A 20,422-nucleotide genomic window follows, 5' to 3' on the forward strand; every position below is an offset into this window, starting at 1 on the left:
TTATGTGGGATACGTCTAGAAAATATGATAATCCCTTGCTACCCGTGGATTGTACTAAGCTAGGAAGGGTTATGAAATTGGGCGGAATTTCTCAGGAACAAAAGGCAGGGAAGAAGGGACGGAAATAGTCTCCATTTCAGGGTAACGTAGTCCGGTTAGTTTACCGCCAAATACAGCACCAGTATCGATATTGATTGTATGATTCACAAAACGAGGTTCTTTTACTGGTGTATGTCCATATATAATCCAAGCGTCCCCTTTATACTCTTTCGCCCAGTCACGACGGACAGGTGAGCCATCATCATGTTTTTCCCCTGTAATATCGCCATATAATACAAATGTTTCTACTTTTTTATCTTGTCTTCCTATGTAATCTTGCCGAATACCAGCGTGACATACAATTAACCTTTTCTCAGCGAGTACGTGATATAAAGGGGAATGTTCATAAAGGGTGATGAACTTTTCTTTTATGACTTTTTGTTCGTGAGAAGGAAGTGCTTCGTATTCGGCAACAGTTGTTTCAAGTCCGTGAGCGATTGTCACATTACGTCCGAGGAAAAATCGGTACAGTTTATTACAGTGATTTCCAGGAGCGTAATAAGCCTCTTTTTTATGTATGACAAGTTCCCATACAATTTCAATCATCCGTAATGAATGAGGACCGCGGTCTGTAATATCACCAACGAATGCGAGCTGCCGTGTGTCGGGATGAACTGGCAAGCCACTATTCCATTTATATCCTAGTTTCGTCGTTAAGTTTTGAAACTCTTGGAAGCAGCCGTGAATATCTCCTATAATGTCATATTTCATATTTAAACCTCCAGCCTATTTTTCATTAGTATATCTAAAAAAGGATAGAGATAAAAATATCGTTTTTGTACGGTTTATTTAAACATAAAGATTTTCGTCCGTGAGCGAACGTTTAAAATAAATCCAATTGCAATCATGTATGTAAGCAACGAACTTCCTCCATAGCTCATAAGGGGTAATGTAATCCCTGTAATAGGGAGTAATCCGATTGTCATACCGATGTTTTGGAATACTTGGAAAGTAAACATACCGATTGTGCCAGCGCAAATGTAACTACCGAAAGGATCATTGCTTTCTAAAGCGATATGAATCATGCGGAAAATGAGTAAGAAAAAAAGTGAAATAATGATACTTGCACCTAAAAAACCAAATTGTTCAGCGACGTTAGTGAAAATAAAATCTGTATGTGGTTCTGGAAAGTATACTTGTCCATTTTCCCATCCTTTACCTTGCATTTCTCCTGATCCAGTAGCTAAGAAGGCTTGTCTTAATTGATAGCCTTGCGTGTCATATTCGTAAGGTGCCAACCAACCATAGAAGCGGTTTAATTGATATTCTTTTAAGATATGCTCTTTAAAGAATTGCGTATGAGAAAAATAAATATATGTTAAGGTAGAGCCTAATGCAAACATGCCAGACGTTAATCCGAAAATGAAGCGCCAACGTATACCAGAAACTAAAATCATTGCTGCGAGCATCGCTGAAATTACCATTGTATTTCCTAAATCAGGTTCCTTTGCAATAAGTAGTAGTGGTGGCAAACTCGTTGCGAATATTTTTCCGAGTAAGATAACATCTTCACGTGGTGTTCGAAGAAAGTATTTTTCATTATGATCCGCTATAATTCGTCCAATGACGATAATTAAAAATAATTTCATAATTTCTGAAGGCTGAAAATTCCCGATACCTGGAAGCCTGTACCAAGCGGTAGCCCCTTTAATTGTAACGGCACCTGGAACTTGAATTTCTAGCCCAATAAGTAGTATCATTGCAAAGCTATATAAATACCAAGCAATTTTTTGATACCGGTCAAAATCGATAATCATAATAACACCAATAGCGAGAACTCCAATGAAGTACCATTGGAGTTGCTTTAGTGCAAAATTCACGTTTTGTAAAAATGGTGGTAAAGAGGTTTGTGCACTTGCAATAGCAAAGCAACTAACAGTGCCAATGGCAAATAAAATGAATAGTAATACGTAGTCTATTTGATATTGAGAATTCGTATCTTTCACTGTATGTAATCCTTTCTACTGCTCTTTATATTAATGGATTTTATAGTTTAGAAAAAATGTATGAACTATACGAACAATGTATATATAGCTCATACATTTTTTGTTTTGTCGAATAGCTTAATAATTTAACTCTTTAATAATTATATCCAAACAATGGGAAAGACGTACATGTGCATCTGGAATGAGGTCTGGTAGACTGTGATAATATTGTAAAGAATTTTTACACCACTGATAGGCGTTAAGTAGAGCTGCTCTATAGTCCGTGGTATTTTGTAAAAAGCCATATTCTTTTGATGTTATAACGAGATGCGTGAAATCTTCAGAGCCTTGAAGAAGCTTGTTGTGTACTTGTTGTCCAGCATGGTGGCGGAATTGACTTAATGGCTCGGAGATATACACAGCATCACCTTTAGAAAGTAAGGAAATCCATGATGCCATATCGACACTACAAGCATATTGTCTACCTTTTAGTGTGCCAAAAGGGTCAGTGAGTACCTTTTTTTTGAACAAAGTAGTTGTCGGCTCCCCGATAATATTGTGGCCAGACTTTAACATCCAGTCCCCTAATAATATTCCGTTTAACGGCGTGTCTTCGCTATATAATCTTTGCGTTGAATGGGAGTCATCTATTAGATTGCCATCATCATCAATACGTACTCGGTAAGAAGTGACAAGGGCAAGGTTTTCATTGGAATTCTGCAAAAAATAGGACATCATTTTTTCTATTTTTTGCTTGTAAAATACATCATCGTCCATTAAAAAATTTATATACTCGCCATTCGATTTTTCTAAGAGGATAAGGTCATTGTGAAATTGTCCTAGGGTAGGATTGTTTCGAATGTATGTTATGTTTTTATAATTTGGTAAATACTGTTCAAATATTAAAGGTTCACTTTATCCCGCTATTTGCGGCTGCTCTAGTAATTGCAGGTTCACAATAATATGCAAACGATTATGCTATGTGCTGCTCTTGGCCAATCTAGCCCATCTTGACGTTCACTTTTTAAAACACTGGGCTTCACAATTTTTAAGTTATGGTTTTCAGCATATTGTTTAATGAATAAAGGGGGTGGTTCTGCAACAGGTTCATATGGAAGTTCCTTAGAAATATGTAACGAAGCAGGTAAATATGATTCATATTCTAGCTATATTTCAAATAAAATGGTTTTCTTCAACAACTCTAGATAAAGCTGGACAGTTGATTTATTTTCCATATATGTGCCTCCTGCGAAATGTCATACAACAATATGATTATGTAGATAACGAAGCTTTCATGATTGAATTTGAAATTGAAAAAACAGTAAAACAGATATCAGTTTTACTGCTAAGTAACATATTAAGCGATTTTCTCAATAATAATAGATGCGCTAGTACCAAGAGCTAGAGATAATCCAAGTCCTGTAACAACAGCTTCAACCATTGATGGAGTCGTTGTAATTTGTGTAATTGCTTGGATAACGAGAGGCGCTCCAAGTGAGATTAAACTTGTTCCAGCACCAGGTATATTAATGCTGTTCACTTGAATTGCAAGGCTACCTAATACACTAGCTGCTGCGGTATATGCGATAACGGTAATTTTATAGAATCCAGTTTCACTTATGATGAAAGTATCAGCATCTAATTGAGAGATTGCTGTACCAAACTGAGATCCAACCATGTTAAATGGTACGGGATCGTTAATACCAAGAGCTATACTAGCTGTAGCAGAGTTAAATGCATATAATCCTGCTGGAAGGCCTAATCCAGAAGGTCCGGTCGGTCCAGTGTCTCCAGTCGGTCCAGTGTCACCGGTAGGTCCAGTGTCTCCAGTTGGTCCAGTGTCACCGGTCGGTCCTACAAGGTTAGGATCAAATGCACTAGCAGATAGTGATTCTTCGGGATTTAATCCGTCTGAATAATTATTATTTGACATAAATGCACCTCCATAAAGCGTTCATTATATAGTAGATGAAAAACTAGAAGAAAATGACAAGGACATTTGAAATATTGAAAAGAAATCTTAAACTACTTGGACAAGTTAAAAAATGGAAAATTCATTGTATGTATAACATAGGATTGATTTGGAAGAGGGTGATTATGTTGAACAAGCAAGGGACTACAATTAGTTTATGCATGATTGTTCGCGATGAAGAAAATACAATAGGTCGATGTTTGGATGCAGTAGAAAAAAATAGTTGATGAAATTATTGTAGTTGATACAGGCTCCATTGATCGAACGGAAGAATATGAAGAAAAATCCGAACATTATTATAATGCAGCGAATCCGATTTTATTGAAGCATATCAAAAAGGACTGGAAAGAAGTTTTTGATATTGGATGCTCTAACGGTGAACTGGGAGCGGCTATTAAAGAAAATGGCACACGTGTATCAGGAATTGAGGCATTTCCAGAGGCAGCAGAAAAGGCAAGAGAGAAACTGGACCATGTGATTTTAGGTGATATAGAAAAAATAAATCTTCCTTATGAGGAGGGGCAATTTGATTGCGTTATATTCGGGGATGTATTAGAGCATTTATTTGATCCATGGGCTGTGATTGAAAAAGTTAAGCTATATATAGCAAAATGGTGTGATTTTAGCTAGTATACCGAACGTAGTTCATATTTCAGTATTAGCTCCCTTACTTACTAGAAATTTGACGTATACAGAATATGGTTTGTTAGATAAAACACATATACGTTTCTTTACATTTAATGAAATGCTAAGAATGTTTTTAAAAGCGGGATACGTTATTAGTAAAGTAGATCGTGTATATATTGATCATAAAATATATGAATCACTAATTGAGAAGTTATATGAAATTTGTAAAAAATATTGTCTTGGAAGTGGCTTCATGGCTGAGACGGTTGTATTTCAATATAGTATTGAAGCAGAAAAATCACAATTATGAGTGCTGCTTCAATCTGTAGAAGATCCCGAAAGATTTGGCGTAGCACATATTCAAAACCGAAAAATAATTGAAATTGAAGAAAAACCGAAAAAGCCGAAAAGTTCCTATGCTGTAACGGGAATTTATTTGTAGGATTCGAAATTCTTTTCTTATATAAAAGAATTAAAGCCTTCCGCACGGGGAGAACTTGAAATTACAGATGTAAATAATTGGTATTAGAAACGAGGGGTACTTACTTATAATAAAATGAGCGGCTGGTGGACGGATGGGGGAACTCATGCTTCTCTTCAAAAGGCGAATACGTTAGCGCGGGATATAAACTTTTGGAAACAGTTTAACGGAGAATAGGTGAGAATATGAAAGTTGTAGAAACGAACTTTACCGATGCAAAATTGTTAGAACCGAGGTTATTTGGAGATGAGCGTAGCTTTTTTACAGAAAGTTATAATAAGAAGGTGCTAGAAACATTAGGGATTACGTATTCATTTGTACAGGATAATGTATCTTATTCAGCGCAGGCGGGAACGATTCGGGGATTACACTTTCAAAAAATCCGAAAGCGCAAACGAAACTCATTCAAGTTATGCAAGGAGCAGTTTATGATGTTATCGTAGACTTGCGAAAAGATTCACCTACGTTTAAACAGTGGAAAGGATACATTTTAAGTGCGGATAATCATAGGCAATTATTGGTGCCAAAAGGATTTGCTCACGGGTTTTGTACGTTTGTCCCACATACTATTGTTATGTATAAAGTAGCACGATGCAGGTTTGCTTTGGGAAGATAAAGAATTATCAATTCCATGGTCGGTAACAAATCCTATCTTTTCCGGTAAGGACCGAATGTTACCATCGCTTAAGGAATATGAAGATAGTATTTAAGTAGGAGAGTTGTTTATGAATATATTAGTAACAGGTGGGGCTGGATTTATTGGAAGTAATTTTGTTCATTACATGTTACAAAGCTATGAAACATATAAAATCATTAATTACGACGCGTTAACATATAGCGGTAATTTAAATAACGTAAAGTCTCTTCAAGATCATCCTAATTACTTTTTTGTAAAAGGGAAAATTCAAAATGGAGAGCTGTTAGAGTATGTCATAAAGGAGCGAGACGTGCAAGTGATTGTAAATTTCGCAGCTGAATCACATGTGGACCGTAGTATTGAAAACCCGATCCCGTTTTATGATACGAATGTAATCGGGACAGTCACCTTATTAGAACTAGTGAAAAAGTATCCGCATATTAAGCTCGTACAAGTATCAACAGATGAAGTATACGGCTCTTTAGGACAAACAGGAAAGTTTACCGAGGAAACCCGGTTAGCTCCAAATAGTCCATATTCTTCAAGTAAGGCGAGCTCGGATGTGATAGCTTTGTCTTATTATAAAACATATCAATTACCAGTTATAGTGACTCGGTGTTCCAATAACTATGGACCGTATCAATATCCTGAAAAGTTAATTCCATTAATGGTTACGAATGCACTGGAAGGAAAAACTCTGCCGGTATATGGTGATGGATTAAATGTAAGAGACTGGTTACATGTAACAGATCATTGTAGTGCGATTGACATTGTTTTGCATAAGGGACGTGTAGGAGAAGTATATAACATAGGTGGAAATAATGAAAAAACAAATGTAGAAGTTGTGGAACAGATTATTACTCTCTTAGGAAAAACAAAAAAAGATATTGAATACGTTACAGACCGTTTAGGACATGACCGCCGTTATGCGATTGATGCAGAGAAAATGAAGAACGAATTTGATTGGGAACCAAAGTATACATTCGAACAAGGATTACAAGAAACGGTGCAATGGTATGAGAAGAATGAGGAATGGTGGAAACCACTAAAAGGAAAGTAAGGGGTATGTCAATGAAAGAGCGGGTTATCATAACGGGAGCGAATGGTCAATTAGGAAAATAACTGGTAGAGGGGTTGAATTCTGGAGGATATGACATATATCCATTTGATAAAAAATTACTAGATGTCACAAATATGTCTCGAATTCAGCAAGTCGTAAAAGAGATAAGACCACATATAATCATTCATTGTGCAGCCTATACGAAAGTAGATCAACAGGATCTAGCGTATGGAATAAATGCGATAGGAGCTCGAAATATAGCAGTTGTTTCGCAATTAGTAGGGGCGAAGTTAGTTTATATTAGCACCGATTATGTATTTCAAGGTGACAGACCAGATGGCTATCATGAGTTTCATAATCCATCGCCGATAAATATATATGGGGCTTCAAAATTTGCTGGAGAGCAGTTCGTCAAAGAGTTACATAATAAATATTTTATCGTTCGTACATCGTGGCTGGATGGTAAATATGGAAGTAATTTTGTGAAAATGATGATGCGGTTAGGGAAAGAAAAAGATGAAATATCCGTTGTAGCGGATCAAGTTGGCTCTCCTACGTACGTGGCCGATTTAAATATGATGATTAATAAGCTCATTCGTACTTCTTTATATGGTACGTATCACGTATCCAACAGGGGATCATGCTCTTGGTTTGAATTTGCCAAAAAAATATTTTCGGATGCAAATATGAAAGTAGATGTATTACCTGTTTCAACTGAAGAATTCGGGGCTGCGGCTGCGAGACCGAAATATTCTATCTTTCAACATAACATGCTACGATTAAATGTTTTTTACAAATGCCTTCTTGGGAAGAAGGATTAGAGCTGTTTTTTATAGAAACAAAAAGTCATTAACAAATTTACGTTAATGACTTTTTTGTTTGCCTTTAAGCGGTTTTATGGTACTATAATTATAAGTATCAGGTACTAATAACAAGTATAAGTATTTCTGGGAGGATATATCATGGAACTATTACAAGGGAAAACATTTGTTGTTATGGGCGTTGCGAACCAAAGAAGTATTGCGTGGGGAATTGCTCGCTCTTTGCATAATGCAGGTGCAAAATTAATATTCACATATGCAGGAGAACGTTTAGAAAGAAACGTTCGTGAATTAGCGGATACATTAGAAGGGCAAGAATCACTTGTATTACCTTGTGATGTAACGAATGATGCAGAACTTACAGCTTGCTTTGAAACGATTAAGCAAGAAGTTGGTACAATTCACGGTGTTGCACACTGTATTGCTTTTGCAAATCGTGATGATTTAAAAGGTGAATTTGTAGATACTTCTCGTGATGGATTTTTACTTGCACAAAACATTAGTGCATTCTCTTTAACAGCAGTAGCAAGAGAAGCGAAGAAAGTAATGACAGAAGGCGGAAATATTTTAACTTTAACATACCTTGGCGGCGAGCGCGTTGTGAAAAACTATAACGTTATGGGTGTTGCGAAAGCTTCATTAGAAGCAAGCGTGAAATATTTAGCAAACGATTTAGGTCAACACGGCATTCGTGTGAACGCTATTTCTGCAGGACCAATTCGTACATTATCTGCGAAAGGTGTAGGCGATTTCAACTCAATCTTAAGAGAAATCGAGGAGCGTGCTCCACTTCGTCGTACAACAACTCCAGAAGAAGTTGGCGATACAGCAGTATTCTTATTCAGTGATTTAGCACGCGGCGTAACAGGAGAAAATATTCACGTTGATTCAGGATATCATATTTTAGGATAAATATTGATTATAGTTTTTAAAGGACAGTCTCTAAACATTGAGGCTGTCTTTTTTATCCCGCTATTTGCGGGCAGTAAGACCCCTACCTCAAAATTCAGCGGAAGCAAAGAAGTTAAGTGGGGGTCGGGCCGCCCGTAAAAGCCCGATTGGTGAGGGCTAATAATCAGTGGGGGATGAAGAAACCCACCACTGATTAAGGTTTCACTTTATTGCTCTCAGAAAGAACGATTTTTAACGAAAGTTCTTGCCACCTTATGAATATAACTATAATAGTACACGATTTATCCAGCTACATATGGAAGTGGGAGGGACGAGTGTGAAAAATAAAAGCTCAACAGTTGGAAAACCGTTGTTATATATTGCACAAGTAAGTTTAGAACTTACTGAACCGAAAATAAAAAGAATTATTCTTACAAACTTTGAAAATGAGGATCGAAAAGTGCAAAGTAGTAGAAACGAAAATATTGTAAGTAGTGCTGTGGAAGAAGTGATAGAACAAGAAATACAAGAAGAGCAACAAGTAGAAGAACAAACAGAAGAAGCGGAGCAAGCAGAGCACGAGCAGGTGAGGACGGTCCCGTACAATAAATCATTTAAGGATATGAATAATGAGGAGAAAATTCACTTTTTATTAAACCGCCCTCATTATATTCCAAAAGTAAGGTGCAGAATAAAAACGGCTACAGTTTCATATGTCGGGTCAATAATATCGTATCGTAATGGAATCGTAGCCATTATGCCGCCAAATAGTATGAGAGATATTAAGTTATCTATAGATGATATCAAATCGATTGATATGGCCGGTTTATAAATATGTAAAGGTGGTAGAAAAATTCTACCACCCTAATAGTTTTTTAGTTTACTTAACTTATTAGATAGAAACGTCGCGTAAGCACTGAATAGCACAGAAACAGCTTAAATCAACAGTAATACAAGTAGGTGTTGATTTTAACTTTGCATTTGGTACATTTAAAAACGTACAAATTGGATCGTCACCAGGTGGAACAGGGGAGCCATCACCTAATACTACAACTAATACGCGTAGCACAGCGCAGCTATCGTCATCTACGCTCTCAACACGGAAAATTGCAGACTTACAGTGCTTAGTTTCTCCTAATGCTACTGGTGCAAATGCTTTAAAAGGTTCTCCCTCTTTTGTGTATAAAATAAAAGGACGTGTATTCGCTACTGCAGCACTATTATGTGCTCCTAAAAATGGGATTTCACAACCAGATCCACACGTTGTTGTAGAGCAATCTTGTAATTCATTGATGAATTTTACAACGTCAACTACACAATGAGAAGAGCCATGGTGTTTATTATCGTTACAACTCATTAATGTCACTCCTTATCTTCTTGTTTGTATTTACATTAATAAGATATTGGAGTCGGGGAGATTTGGTCACAATCTCAAGACCTTTTTTTTTAAATAGGCGAAAGAAGATAAGGGAAGGTGGGATCATGCTGTTTACAAGTTGGCTTTTATTTTTTATTTTCGCACTAGCAGCTTTTAGGTTAACTCGTTTAATTGTTTATGACAAAATTACAGCCTTTGTACGAAGACCGTTTATTGATGAGTTAGAGGTTACGGAGCCGGATGGAAGTGTATCAACTTTTACAAAAGTAAAAGGTAAAGGATTAAGAAAGTGGATTGGTGAATTATTAAGCTGTTATTGGTGTACAGGTGTATGGGTTAGTGCTTTTTTATTAGTTTTATATAATTGGATTCCTATCGTTGCAGAGCCGTTACTGGCATTATTAGCTATTGCAGGTGCAGCGGCGATCATTGAAACGATTACAGGATATTTTATGGGAGAATAATGTATTTTCATAATACGAGAAAAAGCGGAGTTTAAACGAATGAGGGAACGGAAATAAGAAGTTGTTCATATAGTGAATAGACAGAATTGACAGTAGAGGAGATGTTTGCTGTGAGCAATAATCCAAGGCGAAATTCATATGACCTGCAGCAGTGGTATAACATACAGCAACAGCAACAAGCGCAACAACAGGCATATCAAGAACAATTAGAGCAACAAGGGTTTGTAAAGAAAAAGGGATGTAATTGCGGGAAAAAGAAGAATATTATTAAACAATATGAAGAATGAAGCACTCATGTTACTATGAGTGTTTTTTATTATAAATATAAAATAGATTTTCTCAAAAGGGTACGCTACTCCAAAATGTCAGAATAAAAAGGAGTGTCACATAGTCAGAAATTTGACTTATGAGACAACTCCTTTTTACTAGCCGATTTGTGTAACTGTTAATGCTGCAGCACGGATGTCTACAGTTCCAAGCAATTCAACGGGTACAATTTGAATTAAGTTACCAGGGTTTAAGTTAATAAGAATAATACCGCTGGATAGGTCTGCTTCACCAGTACCAATAACATTAGAGCGGACCGCTGTACCTGATCCAGGAATAATGTTGTGTGGTGTGTCTAATGATAAGAAGAAACGACCAGCTTCTGGTGCATTAGGAACATTATTAAGACTAATTGTTAATGTATAACTGATTTGATAAATACCAGCTCGTTGAATTTTAATACCATCTCCGACACTTACTGTATCGTTTATTACTGGAACAGTAATATTTGGATTTGGACTTACGCTAGGTAATAGTAGTGGTGTGAATAGTGAAGCAAATTGAGGTGCAGATGCATTGAAAGCAAAACAGAAGGCCGGTAATGTGCTAGCTGGTTTCGCTTCGCAATCGATGTTAGTAAATTCGCAATCAGAAGAGAACATGTTTTTCACTCCTTTATCTGTTTCTACTTTCAGTTAATGAAAAGGGCAGGTTCAATCTTCTAGACAAGTTCCTAATTTTATGGAAAATACATAATAATAGCTTTTAAGCATGGATTGGGTGGCAGAGAATTCTGCCACCCAATCCATGCTTAAATTAGTATTTAGTTTTATATAGAAACATCGCGTAAGCATTGAATAGCGCAGAAGCAACTTAAATCAACAGTTAGACAAGCAGGGGTCGATTTTAATTTGGCATTTGGTACATTTAAAAACGTACAAATCGGATCGTCACCTGGTGGAACAGAGGTACCATTACCTAATACTACAGCTAATACTCGTAGCACAGCACAATCATCATCATCTATGCTCTCAACGCGGAAAATCGGGGAAGTACAGTGCTTAAGATCTCCTATTGGTGCAAATGCTTCAAATGGTTCTCCAGCTTTTGTGTATAAAATAAAAGGACGTGTATTCGCTACTGATGCACTATTATGTGCGCCTAAAAATGGAACTTCGCAACCAGATCCACATGTTGTGGTTGCGCATTCTTGTAATTCATGTATGAAACGAACGACATTAGATACACAATTAAAATCAAAATCATGTTGATTGTCTTCATTACAATTGCAGCTCATTATGTTCACTCCTTATCGTGAGTTCTGACATACACTATTACAATATGAGTGGGATATGGTCGATATTACGTTAATTCTCATGATAAAAATAGGGAATTTATATAGAAGGGATGTACATAACGTGATATGGAAAAAAGACATCCTTATTTAGTGGATGTCTTTTCAGGCAAATCTTTTCGCGTAGTATATAAAAAACGTGAAATATCTAGTTTCTTTCCTCTGAAAAATTGCGGAGAGGAAATGTAAAGTTCTTCTTTTGCACGTGTAATTGCGACGTAGAGTAAGCGTCGTTCTTCTTCTAATGCTTCAGAAGTCTCAGTTACACGGTCATTCGCGTCTTTTAAAGAAGATGTATGCGGCAGTATGCCATCGCTTGCACCAAGTAAAAAGACGCATGGAAATTCAAGGCCTTTTGCGTTATGGATCGACATAAGCGATACAGCATCTTTTTGAGGCATTGTTTTTAATGCTTCCATTTCTTTTTGCCCTTGAATTGTTTCATTAATAAATTCTAAGTAAGCGGAAATATCCGTAAATCGAGTCGCAGATTCCATTAATTCTTCTAGCATTTCTTCTTGTATGTCCTTATGCATCGTAAAGGAAGAACGATCGTTACTTTGTAAGTACTCTAAATATTTTCCTTTACCATGAATAATTTCTTTTAATGCTTTTTTCGGTTCTAGCTCTTTTATAAATTTAATAAAATCGATACGTTCATTTACTTTTTTCACTTGAAAAGGTTTCAAGCTTGGATTTAGTAATAAGAAATGAAGAAGAGAAGGGAAGCGTCCTTCACCATACTTCCATTGCTCACGTTCAATAAATGAAATACAATCATCACGGCCAATATACATCGTTGGCAATATATTAGAAAGTGATTCTAGGCGAAACGGTTCAAGCACGAGTCGTAAATGATCTAATACAGGTTTAATTAAAGAATGCTCGTAAAATGATTGACTCGCACCATGTTTGATAAATGGGATTTTATGAATTGTAAGCTGGTCAAGTAACGAGCGGCTTACGGAATGTGTGCGATATAGTAAACAAAAATCTTTATAGTTTCGCTCACCACTATCTACCTTTTCTTGAATGAGCTGCAAAATTTGATTCGCTTCATCAAGAGTCGTAGCTGGTCGTGCGTAAAATGGCTGTACACCTTCCTCACGAACAGAATATAGCTCTTTATCAAAACGTTCTTGATTTAGTTTGATAACTTCATTTCCAAGTCCGACGATAAATGGATTGGATCGATAATTCGTATTAAGCGCAATAATCGTAGTGTTATCAAATTCTTTTGGAAAAGATAAAATAATTTGGTGACTTGCTCCTCGCCAGCCATATATCGCTTGATCATCATCACCTGCGATAAATAAATTATTTCTTGGAGAGGCTAACAATTTTACAATTTCATATTGTGCATACGATGTATCTTGGAACTCATCTACTTCAATATAGTGGAAACGTTGTTGCAATTGAGTAAGCAAAGGAGCATTATTTTCTAACATATAATACGTTTCTAATAAGATATCATCGAAATCGATGTAATTATATCGCTGTTTTACCTCTTCAAAACGTTCGTATACTTCTTTGAATTCTTGTTCAACTGGTGTTTTCGCTTTTACATCTTTCGGGCGATTCAATTTGTTTTTCTCAAGCGAAATCATAGCGAGCATCGTTTCCGCATCATAACCATCTTTTAAACGTAATTCTTTTAAAATTTTCTTTATCATAATTTGTTTATGTTTTTCATTTGCTAAAATTTGCTGATTATATCCTTGGCTACGAAGCAATTTTAAAAAGACAGAGTGGAATGTACCAGCGACAACATAGCTACTTGCAGCATGGTTCATACCAGGTAAGTTCGCTACGCGAGTTCGAATTTCTTCAGCTGCTTTTTGTGTAAACGTTAGTAGTAAAATATTTCGTGGATGAACTTGTTTTACATTCACTAAATAACCTACGCGAGTTGTTAAAACAGATGTTTTCCCGCTTCCGGCACCAGCTAATGTAAGGACAGGACCTTCTGTCGTTCGCACTGCTTCTAACTGTTTTTCGTTTAAATAAACATTTTGCTGTTCAAGAGCACGGAAATACGCCGCATCTGCATCTTCTTCCATAATTAAATGGGTAGATGTTTTCGGAATATGATATGTCGCACGCGGAATGTCAGCGTGTGTTAACGATTTTTGTGAAAATTTTTCTTGTGTCATATATTCACCTTCAAAACTATAGCATCAACATTTAACTTTAGCGGAAGAAAAAGAAAATAGCAATGTAAAAAACAGGAGGGGTTACCTCCTGTTTTCAAATTATAATTCTTTTATCATAACGACGTGAGGAATATTTGCCTCCATAAATACATCAGAATTCGTTACGTATCCAAGTTTTGTATAGAAATCTTCAGCATGTGTTTGGGCATGAAGTTTCAATTTTGGTAGCGAGTTTTCCTTCGCATACGCCTCAAGTGCATCCATAACAATTTTTCCAATGCCTTTTTTGCGATGGGAACTTAGTACGCAAATGCGTTCCATTTTTCCTATTCCATCAACGATGCGAAAGCGGCCAGCACCAACTGGAGCATCATGATCATATATAACAACATGTGTAGAAGTTTCTTCAAACTCATCATACTCTTCTTCAGCAGAAACACGTTGCTCGTTCACAAATACTTGCTTACGTACAGAGAATGCATCTCTTAGTTGTTCTTCCGTTTGTACGATTTGTGCGTGCAAATTAGTTGTTCCCCTTTCCAAGGTGGAATGTTTCGTATACAGTCCAAGTTCCGTTTTCTAATTGATATAGAAGGTGGAAACGATCGATTGGTTGCTCATAATAGAAATCTTTCATACGTAATCGACCTAATACATCAGCGTGCTCTGCATCTGATAAGTTTTGGGCGATTGTTAAATGAGGTACGAAAGAGTACTCGCGTTCTTGTGTGAAGAATTCGTTATGCATTTCTTCATTTAAGAAAGTGAGTTCAGGTGTTTTTTCTACTTTAAAATAAAGAACATTATTAACAGGTGCAAATGAACCAACTTTTCCAACATGAAGGGTGAAAGGGTTCGTTCTGTTTGCGATTGTATGTAACTCTTTTACAATCGATTCTAATTGCTCATCTTGCGTCTCAAAGGGTGTTTTCAATGTAATATGTGGCGGAACTAACGCGTAATGCGGATCATAACGCTTACGTAAGCCGTTCGCTTTATCTTGAATCATTTTAGATGGAAAAATTACAATGCCTAATTTCATGTTCCAATTCCTCCCTTTGTAAGTCTAGTTAGATTTTGAGAATAAATCTCTTTATCTATTATATCAAATTATTCTGAATACTGCTCTCTATTATTTCATTGATATAATATGAGAAAATGCTTTCGGTAAATCTGCTTGCCAATATTTCCAAGTATGATTCCCTTCAAACTCCTCGTAATGCGTGATGAAATTTCTACCTGTAAGAAGAGCGTTCAAATTACGATTCGGTTCTACGAAATCAGATACTTGTCCGTCTGTACGCTTTACAGCTGTTTCTTCTGTTCCAATGACGTGATAAAGTTCTAACGCCTGTGGATCTTTGAATTCTTTTGCTAAGTTCATCACTGTTTCATCCACAAATGGTGATTGCATCACAACTTTACCGAATGTATGCGGATACATAAGCGCAGTCATAAAGGAAACTGTTCCGCCAAGAGAATCACCAATTAAAACACGGCCTTTCCCCATTTGATACGTTGGATAATTTTCATCGATATATGGTGCAAGTTCATGAGCAAGGAAACGAATATACGCAGCATTTTTCACTTCATTTGGGAAATATTTTTCTTTACGGTCGTGTACGTTTTTATATGGAATACCGACAATAATTGTACGGTCAATTTCTTCAGTTTCACGAAGGCTTTCGATTACACGGTGTGCTTTACCAAGCTGAAAATAGTCTCTACCATCTTGTGCAATTACAACTGTATGTTTGTGCAATGGCGTGTAATTTACTGGTAAATAAACGAGAAGCGTAACTTCTTCTTGAAGTGATGTACTAAAAAATGCAATTTCTTCAATTCTCCCTATTGTTTTGTTCATGTAGATCCCCCTAAATAAAATTTACTGTAATGATTGTAAGAGCGACGCTTGTAGTGAAAAGGAAAGAAATATTCACTAATGGGTGCCTTAAGTTCTATTTTACCATAATGGTACGAAGAATCTAAAAAATTAGTATTTAAGTTATGAAAGAAAACGGATATAATGAAGTGGGATTTTTTACAGGTGAGAGGGGAGACAGGATTTGAAACAAGAAAAATCAATCGCACTACCATTAGCTATTTCCATTATAGCCATTTCATTCGCAGCAGTTTTTGTAAAGATGTCCTCAGCACCATCTTCAATATTAAGTATGTATCGATTATGGATTATCGTACTTATTATGCTGCCTATCGTTTGGAAAAAACGGGAAGAGTTTAGTAAGATTCAAATAAAAGATTGGGGATTTTTAATTGGATCTGGTTTCTTTTTAGCGCTACATTTTCTTTTATGGTTTGAATCTTTAAAGCATACGACAGTTGCGAGTTCGACGATTATTTTAGCACTTCAACCGATCGTATCTTTAGTTGGAGGTTTTTTCTTATTTAAAGAAAGAACAACATACTCAGCCATTGCGACAATGGGAATTGCGATACTGGGCGTAATGTGTATTGGGTGGGGAGATTTAGGGCTAAGTGAACAAGCAATTTATGGTGACATATTATCCTTTTTAAGTGTGATAGCAGTTGTCGGTTATTTATTTATCGGGCAAACAACAGTAAAGAAAGTATCACACTGGATTTATAGCTTTACAGTCTTTGCATTCGCAGGTATTTTCATGGGAATTTATAATGTTATATTGCAAGTGCCTTTTACAGGCTATACGAAGTGGGATTGGACCGTTTTTCTTTTACTTGCGGTTGTACCTACAGTGTCACATGTAATTAATAACTGGCTGTTGAATTATGTGAATGCAACAACGATTTCAATGAGTATTTTAGGGGAACCAGTTGGGGCATCTATACTAGCGTTCTTCTTACTTGGAGAAAAATTAAATGCAATGCAAATTATCGGCAGTATGCTCGTATTGTTGGGTGTATCTGTATTCTTACTACAGCAACAAAAGCGAACAGCGAAACATGTGGTAAACAAGCCGGTGTATACGCAGGAATTATGATGAGTTGCTAGGAAATAAAATGATATAAGAGTTGAAAAGAGAAGTAGTTAGTGACTTCTCTTTTTTGTTTTATACCAAAATAAAAGAGAAAGGGAAGGATTCATTGAATTAGAAGGGGGAGTGTAATGGAATTTTCGTCAAAAAAAGATGTATGGTTATATCCAATCTTTTTTATTGTTTTAGGTGCTTGTTTTGCACCAATATTTGCAGGGAGAGAATATTTTCTTTTATTTTTCACAATTCCGTTCGCAATATTATTTATTTGGAGTTGGTTTACAACGAAATATACTGTCGGGGAAGAAACAATTACTATTAGATCAGGTCTCGTTAAAAAACGCATATTTATACGAGATATAAAACGAATTTCGAACACGAAAAATCCAATAGCAGCTCATGCACTATCATTTGATCGACTTGAAATTGTTTACGGGTCATATGAAACAGAGATTATTTCTCCAAAAGATAAACTACAATTCATTTCCTGCGTGAAAAGTAAAAATCCTCAAATTGAAATAAAGTAAGAGAGTGGTCAAAAACCACTCTCTTACTTTGGATTTGTCATATAAGGTTGTACATGAACGATACATAAATCACGGAATTTTCCTTCAGCTGTAGTCACAATTACTACGGCTCTTCCAGCGCTTTTTCCTGTAATCGTTACCGACTCACCTTTCGGATAGATGGTAATGATATTGGAATTCATATTTGTCCATATAAGCTCTTGATTCGTTGCCTGTATTGGCAAAACGGAAGCTGATAAATCGGCGCTTTGTCCGGTTTTTATTTTAAGCTTATTTTTTTGTATATGAATACCAATTACAGATATAACAGAAGGAGCAATTGAAATTTTGGGTGGATTAGGTTGTATGTTTAAACAAGAAGCAGAAGTATTTGTGATAGGTGAAAATTTTCTTATTTGTTGTTGCTGCAAAGCTGCTAACATTGTGGAGTCCCCTTTCTGTATAGGTGTCGATACTAATAATATAAAGGAAGAATGTTATAGTAAATTTAACGAAACATAAAGAAATTGTTAAATTCGAGAAGAATATTGTCGAAATGTGGTAAAAAGAAAGCTCTGCTGTTATCGTAACAGCAGAGCTTTCTTTTTATAGATTATGACGATGTTGTTTTTCGAAATCTTCAAATTGTTCTTCAACTTCTTTTGAAGGTTGCGTTAGTAAACTAACAATTATGATCACTAGTAAACTAATAGCGAAACCAGGAATCATTTCATATAAGAAGTCTTTTAAGAATTTAAATTGTGTCCATATAATAACAGTCGCAGCACCAGAAATCATACCAGCAAGCGCGCCCCATTTTGTCATGCGTTTCCAATATAGACTTAATAAAATAGCAGGTCCGAATGAGGAACCAAATCCAGCCCAAGCGTATCCAACAAGAGCTAAAATCGTATCATTTTGTTTAAACGCTAATGCGCACCCGATTAATGCAACAACAAGAACGGCCATACGACCGACAAATACAAGCTCTTTATCAGAAGCAGATCGCTTAAAGAATGTGCGATATAAATCTTCAGTTACCGCACTTGAAGTAACGAGCAACTGAGATGAGATTGTACTCATAATAGCCGCTAAAATAGCTGCTAATAAAAATCCAGTAATAAGTGGATGGAATAAAATTTTTCCAAGTTCAAGGAAAATTGTCTCTGGGTTAGATAATGTCAACCCTTGTTGTGAATAGTAAGCAATACCGATAAGACCAGTAAACATAGCTCCGACAACAGAGAAAATCATCCAGCTCATACCAATTCTTCGTGCGCTTTTAATTTCTTTTACAGACGAAATCGCCATAAAGCGTACAATAATATGAGGTTGTCCAACATAACCAAGGCCCCATGCGAATAAAGAAATCATTCCTAAAGTAGAGGCACCTTTAAAAATATCTAAACGTGTTGGATCTACAGATCGAATTGTATCAAACGCAGGTCCAAGTCCGTTCGAATTCATAATTGTTACGATAGGAACAAGAATAAGAGCAATTACCATAATGATTCCTTGCACGAAGTCTGTCCAACTTACTGCTAAGAAACCACCAAATAGTGTGTAAGCTACGACAACTGCTGCGACAATGAATAATCCGACATGATAATTCATGCCAAATGAATTTTCAAATAATACAGCGCCTGAAACTAATCCTGAAGCTACATAGAAAGTAAAGAAAATCATAATAACAAGTCCAGATACTAAGCGTAGCATATGAGATTTGTCGTGGAAACGGTGTTCCAAAAATTCTGGAATAGTAATAGAGTTGTTTGCAATTTCAGAGTAGGTACGTAAGCGAGGAGCAACATAAAGCCAGTTTGCGTATGCGCCTAGTGTTAGGCCGATCGCAATCCAACTACTACTTAATCCAACGCTAAACATTGCACCGGGTAATCCCATTAAAAGCCAACCACTCATATCTGATGCTCCAGCACTTAATGCTGTTACTGCGGGGCCTAGTGTACGCCCGCCAAGCATATAATCTGTTAAGTTGGACGTTCGTTTGTAGGCGAAATAGCCGATTACTAACATCCCCAGCATGTAAATAGAGATAGAAGTTAAAGTTAAAATCTGCGTACTCATGTAGTTCCCCTTCCGTTTGTCATGTCTTTTGATGCGTTATGCATATTTATAATCTATCATGATTATTCAGAAAAATCCATGCTGAAATATGAATTTTCTGAAATGTAAGCGTTTTTTGATAATAGTTTATTTTTTCGATATATAAATATAAGACAAAAAACCTTAATTTTAATAGAGTATTTATTATATTTACATAAAAACAGGTTGTTTTGTCAATATAATATCTAATGAAGAAAAAATATTTTTTTCTAAAAAATCATTGACTTTTTAGAAACGCGAGGAATATAATGAGTGCAACTTAAAAAAATGCAAGCGTTGATGAAGAAGAGTACACATGATGAACATGTCAGAGAGCTGATGGTTGGTGCGAATCAGTATGGGATTGATGTGGAATGGGCTTCGGAGCTTCCAAACCGAAACGAAAGAAGTAGGCTTTGGCGACATGATCTCATCGATACAAGAGACACGTATTGTTTTTGATACGATAAAGTGCGTTACGTTTGTAACGAATTAAGGTGGCACCACGGGAGTACCCGTCCTTTTTATAGGATGAGTACTCCCTTTTTGTATACAAAAAATTAAATAAATGAAATCGTTTAAGTAAGAAGAGTACGTATATTTGGAGACGTTACAGAGAGCCGGGGACAGGTGGGAGCCCGGTGCGGTTCCATATACGGAATGGGCTTACGAGAGGTATGCTGAACAATTATTTCAGTAGGCAACCCGGGCT

Annotated in this window: 19 protein-coding genes, 7 pseudogenes and 2 other annotated features (1 of these 28 only partly in view); of the genes and pseudogenes, 12 read left to right on the plus strand and 14 right to left on the minus strand. The window is 36.3% G+C overall.

Features of this window, described 5'->3' with window-relative positions:
• Window positions 1-69 precede the first annotated feature (69 nt).
• The 5 genes and pseudogenes from prpE to MR065_RS04680 all read right to left on the minus strand — a co-directional run bounded on the left by prpE (window position 70) and on the right by MR065_RS04680 (window position 3,957).
• Window positions 70-810, minus strand: a complete 741-nt coding sequence (prpE, locus tag MR065_RS04660) for a bis(5'-nucleosyl)-tetraphosphatase PrpE (protein ID WP_242212668.1) — start codon at window positions 808-810, stop codon at window positions 70-72.
• A gap of 74 nt (window positions 811-884) precedes the next feature.
• Window positions 885-2,045: an FtsW/RodA/SpoVE family cell cycle protein gene (locus MR065_RS04665; protein ID WP_242212669.1), complete on the minus strand. Its 1,161-nt coding sequence runs from the start codon at window positions 2,043-2,045 to the stop codon at window positions 885-887.
• 117 nt (window positions 2,046-2,162) lie between these two features.
• Window positions 2,163-2,930, minus strand: a pseudogene (locus tag MR065_RS04670) (glycosyltransferase); the annotation flags it as partial.
• Between the two features lie 65 nt (window positions 2,931-2,995).
• A pseudogene (locus MR065_RS04675) lies at window positions 2,996-3,259 on the minus strand (TylF/MycF/NovP-related O-methyltransferase); the annotation flags it as partial.
• A 122-nt stretch (window positions 3,260-3,381) separates the two neighbouring features.
• The gene (locus tag MR065_RS04680; protein ID WP_242212670.1) at window positions 3,382-3,957 is read right to left on the minus strand and encodes a BclA C-terminal domain-containing protein; all 576 of its coding nucleotides are present in this window, start codon (window positions 3,955-3,957) and stop codon (window positions 3,382-3,384) included.
• Between the two features lie 164 nt (window positions 3,958-4,121).
• Between MR065_RS04680 and MR065_RS04685 the strand changes: the two are divergent.
• The 8 genes and pseudogenes from MR065_RS04685 to MR065_RS04720 all read left to right on the plus strand — a co-directional run.
• Window positions 4,122-4,281, plus strand: a pseudogene (locus MR065_RS04685) (glycosyltransferase); the annotation flags it as partial.
• Window positions 4,282-4,311: 30 nt separating this feature from the next.
• Window positions 4,312-4,933: pseudogene (locus tag MR065_RS04690) on the plus strand (class I SAM-dependent methyltransferase).
• Window positions 4,934-5,281 (plus strand): annotated as a pseudogene (locus MR065_RS04695) (sugar phosphate nucleotidyltransferase); the annotation flags it as partial.
• 8 nt (window positions 5,282-5,289) lie between these two features.
• A pseudogene (locus MR065_RS04700) lies at window positions 5,290-5,720 on the plus strand (dTDP-4-dehydrorhamnose 3,5-epimerase family protein).
• A 109-nt stretch (window positions 5,721-5,829) separates the two neighbouring features.
• Window positions 5,830-6,801: a dTDP-glucose 4,6-dehydratase gene (gene rfbB, locus MR065_RS04705; RefSeq protein WP_242212671.1), complete on the plus strand. Its 972-nt coding sequence runs from the start codon at window positions 5,830-5,832 to the stop codon at window positions 6,799-6,801.
• Between the two features lie 62 nt (window positions 6,802-6,863).
• Window positions 6,864-7,654: pseudogene (gene rfbD, locus MR065_RS04710) on the plus strand (dTDP-4-dehydrorhamnose reductase).
• 109 nt (window positions 7,655-7,763) lie between these two features.
• Window positions 7,764-8,534: an enoyl-ACP reductase FabI gene (fabI, locus tag MR065_RS04715; RefSeq protein ID WP_097903859.1), complete on the plus strand. Its 771-nt coding sequence runs from the start codon at window positions 7,764-7,766 to the stop codon at window positions 8,532-8,534.
• Between the two features lie 295 nt (window positions 8,535-8,829).
• A complete protein-coding gene (locus tag MR065_RS04720; RefSeq protein ID WP_242212770.1) occupies window positions 8,830-9,345 on the plus strand; it encodes a spore coat CotO family protein in 516 nt (171 codons plus the stop codon).
• A 60-nt stretch (window positions 9,346-9,405) separates the two neighbouring features.
• On the opposite strand, the gene MR065_RS04725 is transcribed toward MR065_RS04720, so the two are convergent.
• Window positions 9,406-9,870 (minus strand): CotY/CotZ family spore coat protein, encoded by a 465-nt coding sequence (locus MR065_RS04725; protein WP_242212672.1) that lies wholly within the window; start codon window positions 9,868-9,870, stop codon window positions 9,406-9,408.
• 125 nt (window positions 9,871-9,995) lie between these two features.
• On the opposite strand from MR065_RS04725, the gene MR065_RS04730 reads away from it, so the two are divergent.
• Both MR065_RS04730 and MR065_RS04735 read left to right on the plus strand, forming a co-directional pair.
• Window positions 9,996-10,355, plus strand: coding sequence for a DUF1360 domain-containing protein (locus MR065_RS04730; protein ID WP_097903861.1), 360 nt, complete (start codon window positions 9,996-9,998; stop codon window positions 10,353-10,355).
• 101 nt (window positions 10,356-10,456) lie between these two features.
• Complete coding sequence (locus tag MR065_RS04735; protein ID WP_097903862.1) at window positions 10,457-10,642, plus strand: cytochrome C oxidase subunit III; 186 nt, start codon at window positions 10,457-10,459, stop codon at window positions 10,640-10,642.
• A 138-nt stretch (window positions 10,643-10,780) separates the two neighbouring features.
• Here the strand turns inward: MR065_RS04735 and exsF are convergent, their stop codons facing one another.
• From exsF to MR065_RS04765, 6 genes are all read right to left on the minus strand, one after another.
• Window positions 10,781-11,284 (minus strand): exosporium protein ExsF, encoded by a 504-nt coding sequence (gene exsF / locus MR065_RS04740; RefSeq protein ID WP_097903863.1) that lies wholly within the window; start codon window positions 11,282-11,284, stop codon window positions 10,781-10,783.
• A 167-nt stretch (window positions 11,285-11,451) separates the two neighbouring features.
• The gene (locus MR065_RS04745; RefSeq protein WP_097903864.1) at window positions 11,452-11,919 is read right to left on the minus strand and encodes a CotY/CotZ family spore coat protein; all 468 of its coding nucleotides are present in this window, start codon (window positions 11,917-11,919) and stop codon (window positions 11,452-11,454) included.
• A gap of 143 nt (window positions 11,920-12,062) precedes the next feature.
• Entirely contained in the window at window positions 12,063-14,129 is a 2,067-nt protein-coding gene (locus tag MR065_RS04750) for an ATP-dependent helicase (protein ID WP_242212673.1), read from the minus strand.
• Between the two features lie 99 nt (window positions 14,130-14,228).
• On the minus strand, window positions 14,229-14,651 hold the full coding sequence (locus MR065_RS04755) for a GNAT family N-acetyltransferase (RefSeq protein WP_097903866.1): 423 nt from the start codon (window positions 14,649-14,651) through the stop codon (window positions 14,229-14,231).
• Between the two features lies 1 nt (window position 14,652).
• On the minus strand, window positions 14,653-15,171 hold the full coding sequence (locus tag MR065_RS04760) for a YjcG family protein (RefSeq protein WP_242212674.1): 519 nt from the start codon (window positions 15,169-15,171) through the stop codon (window positions 14,653-14,655).
• Window positions 15,172-15,261: 90 nt separating this feature from the next.
• Window positions 15,262-15,993 carry an alpha/beta hydrolase gene (locus MR065_RS04765; RefSeq protein WP_242212675.1) on the minus strand — a complete coding sequence of 244 codons (732 nt, stop codon included), beginning with the start codon at window positions 15,991-15,993 and terminating at the stop codon, window positions 15,262-15,264.
• Between the two features lie 202 nt (window positions 15,994-16,195).
• Between MR065_RS04765 and MR065_RS04770 the strand changes: the two genes are divergently transcribed.
• Together MR065_RS04770 and MR065_RS04775 are read left to right on the plus strand one after the other, a co-directional pair.
• Window positions 16,196-17,107 carry a DMT family transporter gene (locus MR065_RS04770; protein WP_242212676.1) on the plus strand — a complete coding sequence of 304 codons (912 nt, stop codon included), beginning with the start codon at window positions 16,196-16,198 and terminating at the stop codon, window positions 17,105-17,107.
• A gap of 125 nt (window positions 17,108-17,232) precedes the next feature.
• Window positions 17,233-17,628 (plus strand): PH domain-containing protein, encoded by a 396-nt coding sequence (locus MR065_RS04775; protein ID WP_242212677.1) that lies wholly within the window; start codon window positions 17,233-17,235, stop codon window positions 17,626-17,628.
• 23 nt (window positions 17,629-17,651) lie between these two features.
• On the opposite strand, the gene MR065_RS04780 is transcribed toward MR065_RS04775, so the two are convergent.
• Together MR065_RS04780 and putP are read right to left on the minus strand one after the other, a co-directional pair.
• Window positions 17,652-18,050, minus strand: a complete 399-nt coding sequence (locus MR065_RS04780; RefSeq protein ID WP_097903871.1) for an Ig-like domain-containing protein — start codon at window positions 18,048-18,050, stop codon at window positions 17,652-17,654.
• A gap of 163 nt (window positions 18,051-18,213) precedes the next feature.
• Window positions 18,214-19,692 carry a sodium/proline symporter PutP gene (putP, locus tag MR065_RS04785; RefSeq protein ID WP_242212678.1) on the minus strand — a complete coding sequence of 493 codons (1,479 nt, stop codon included), beginning with the start codon at window positions 19,690-19,692 and terminating at the stop codon, window positions 18,214-18,216.
• 306 nt (window positions 19,693-19,998) lie between these two features.
• Window positions 19,999-20,236: a binding site (T-box leader), on the plus strand.
• Window positions 20,237-20,278: 42 nt separating this feature from the next.
• Window positions 20,279-20,422, plus strand: a binding site (T-box leader) (it continues 101 nt past the right edge of the window).

It is taken from the genome of Bacillus cereus group sp. BfR-BA-01383, assembly GCF_022663495.1.
GTDB lineage: Bacteria > Bacillota > Bacilli > Bacillales > Bacillaceae_G > Bacillus_A > Bacillus_A cereus_AU.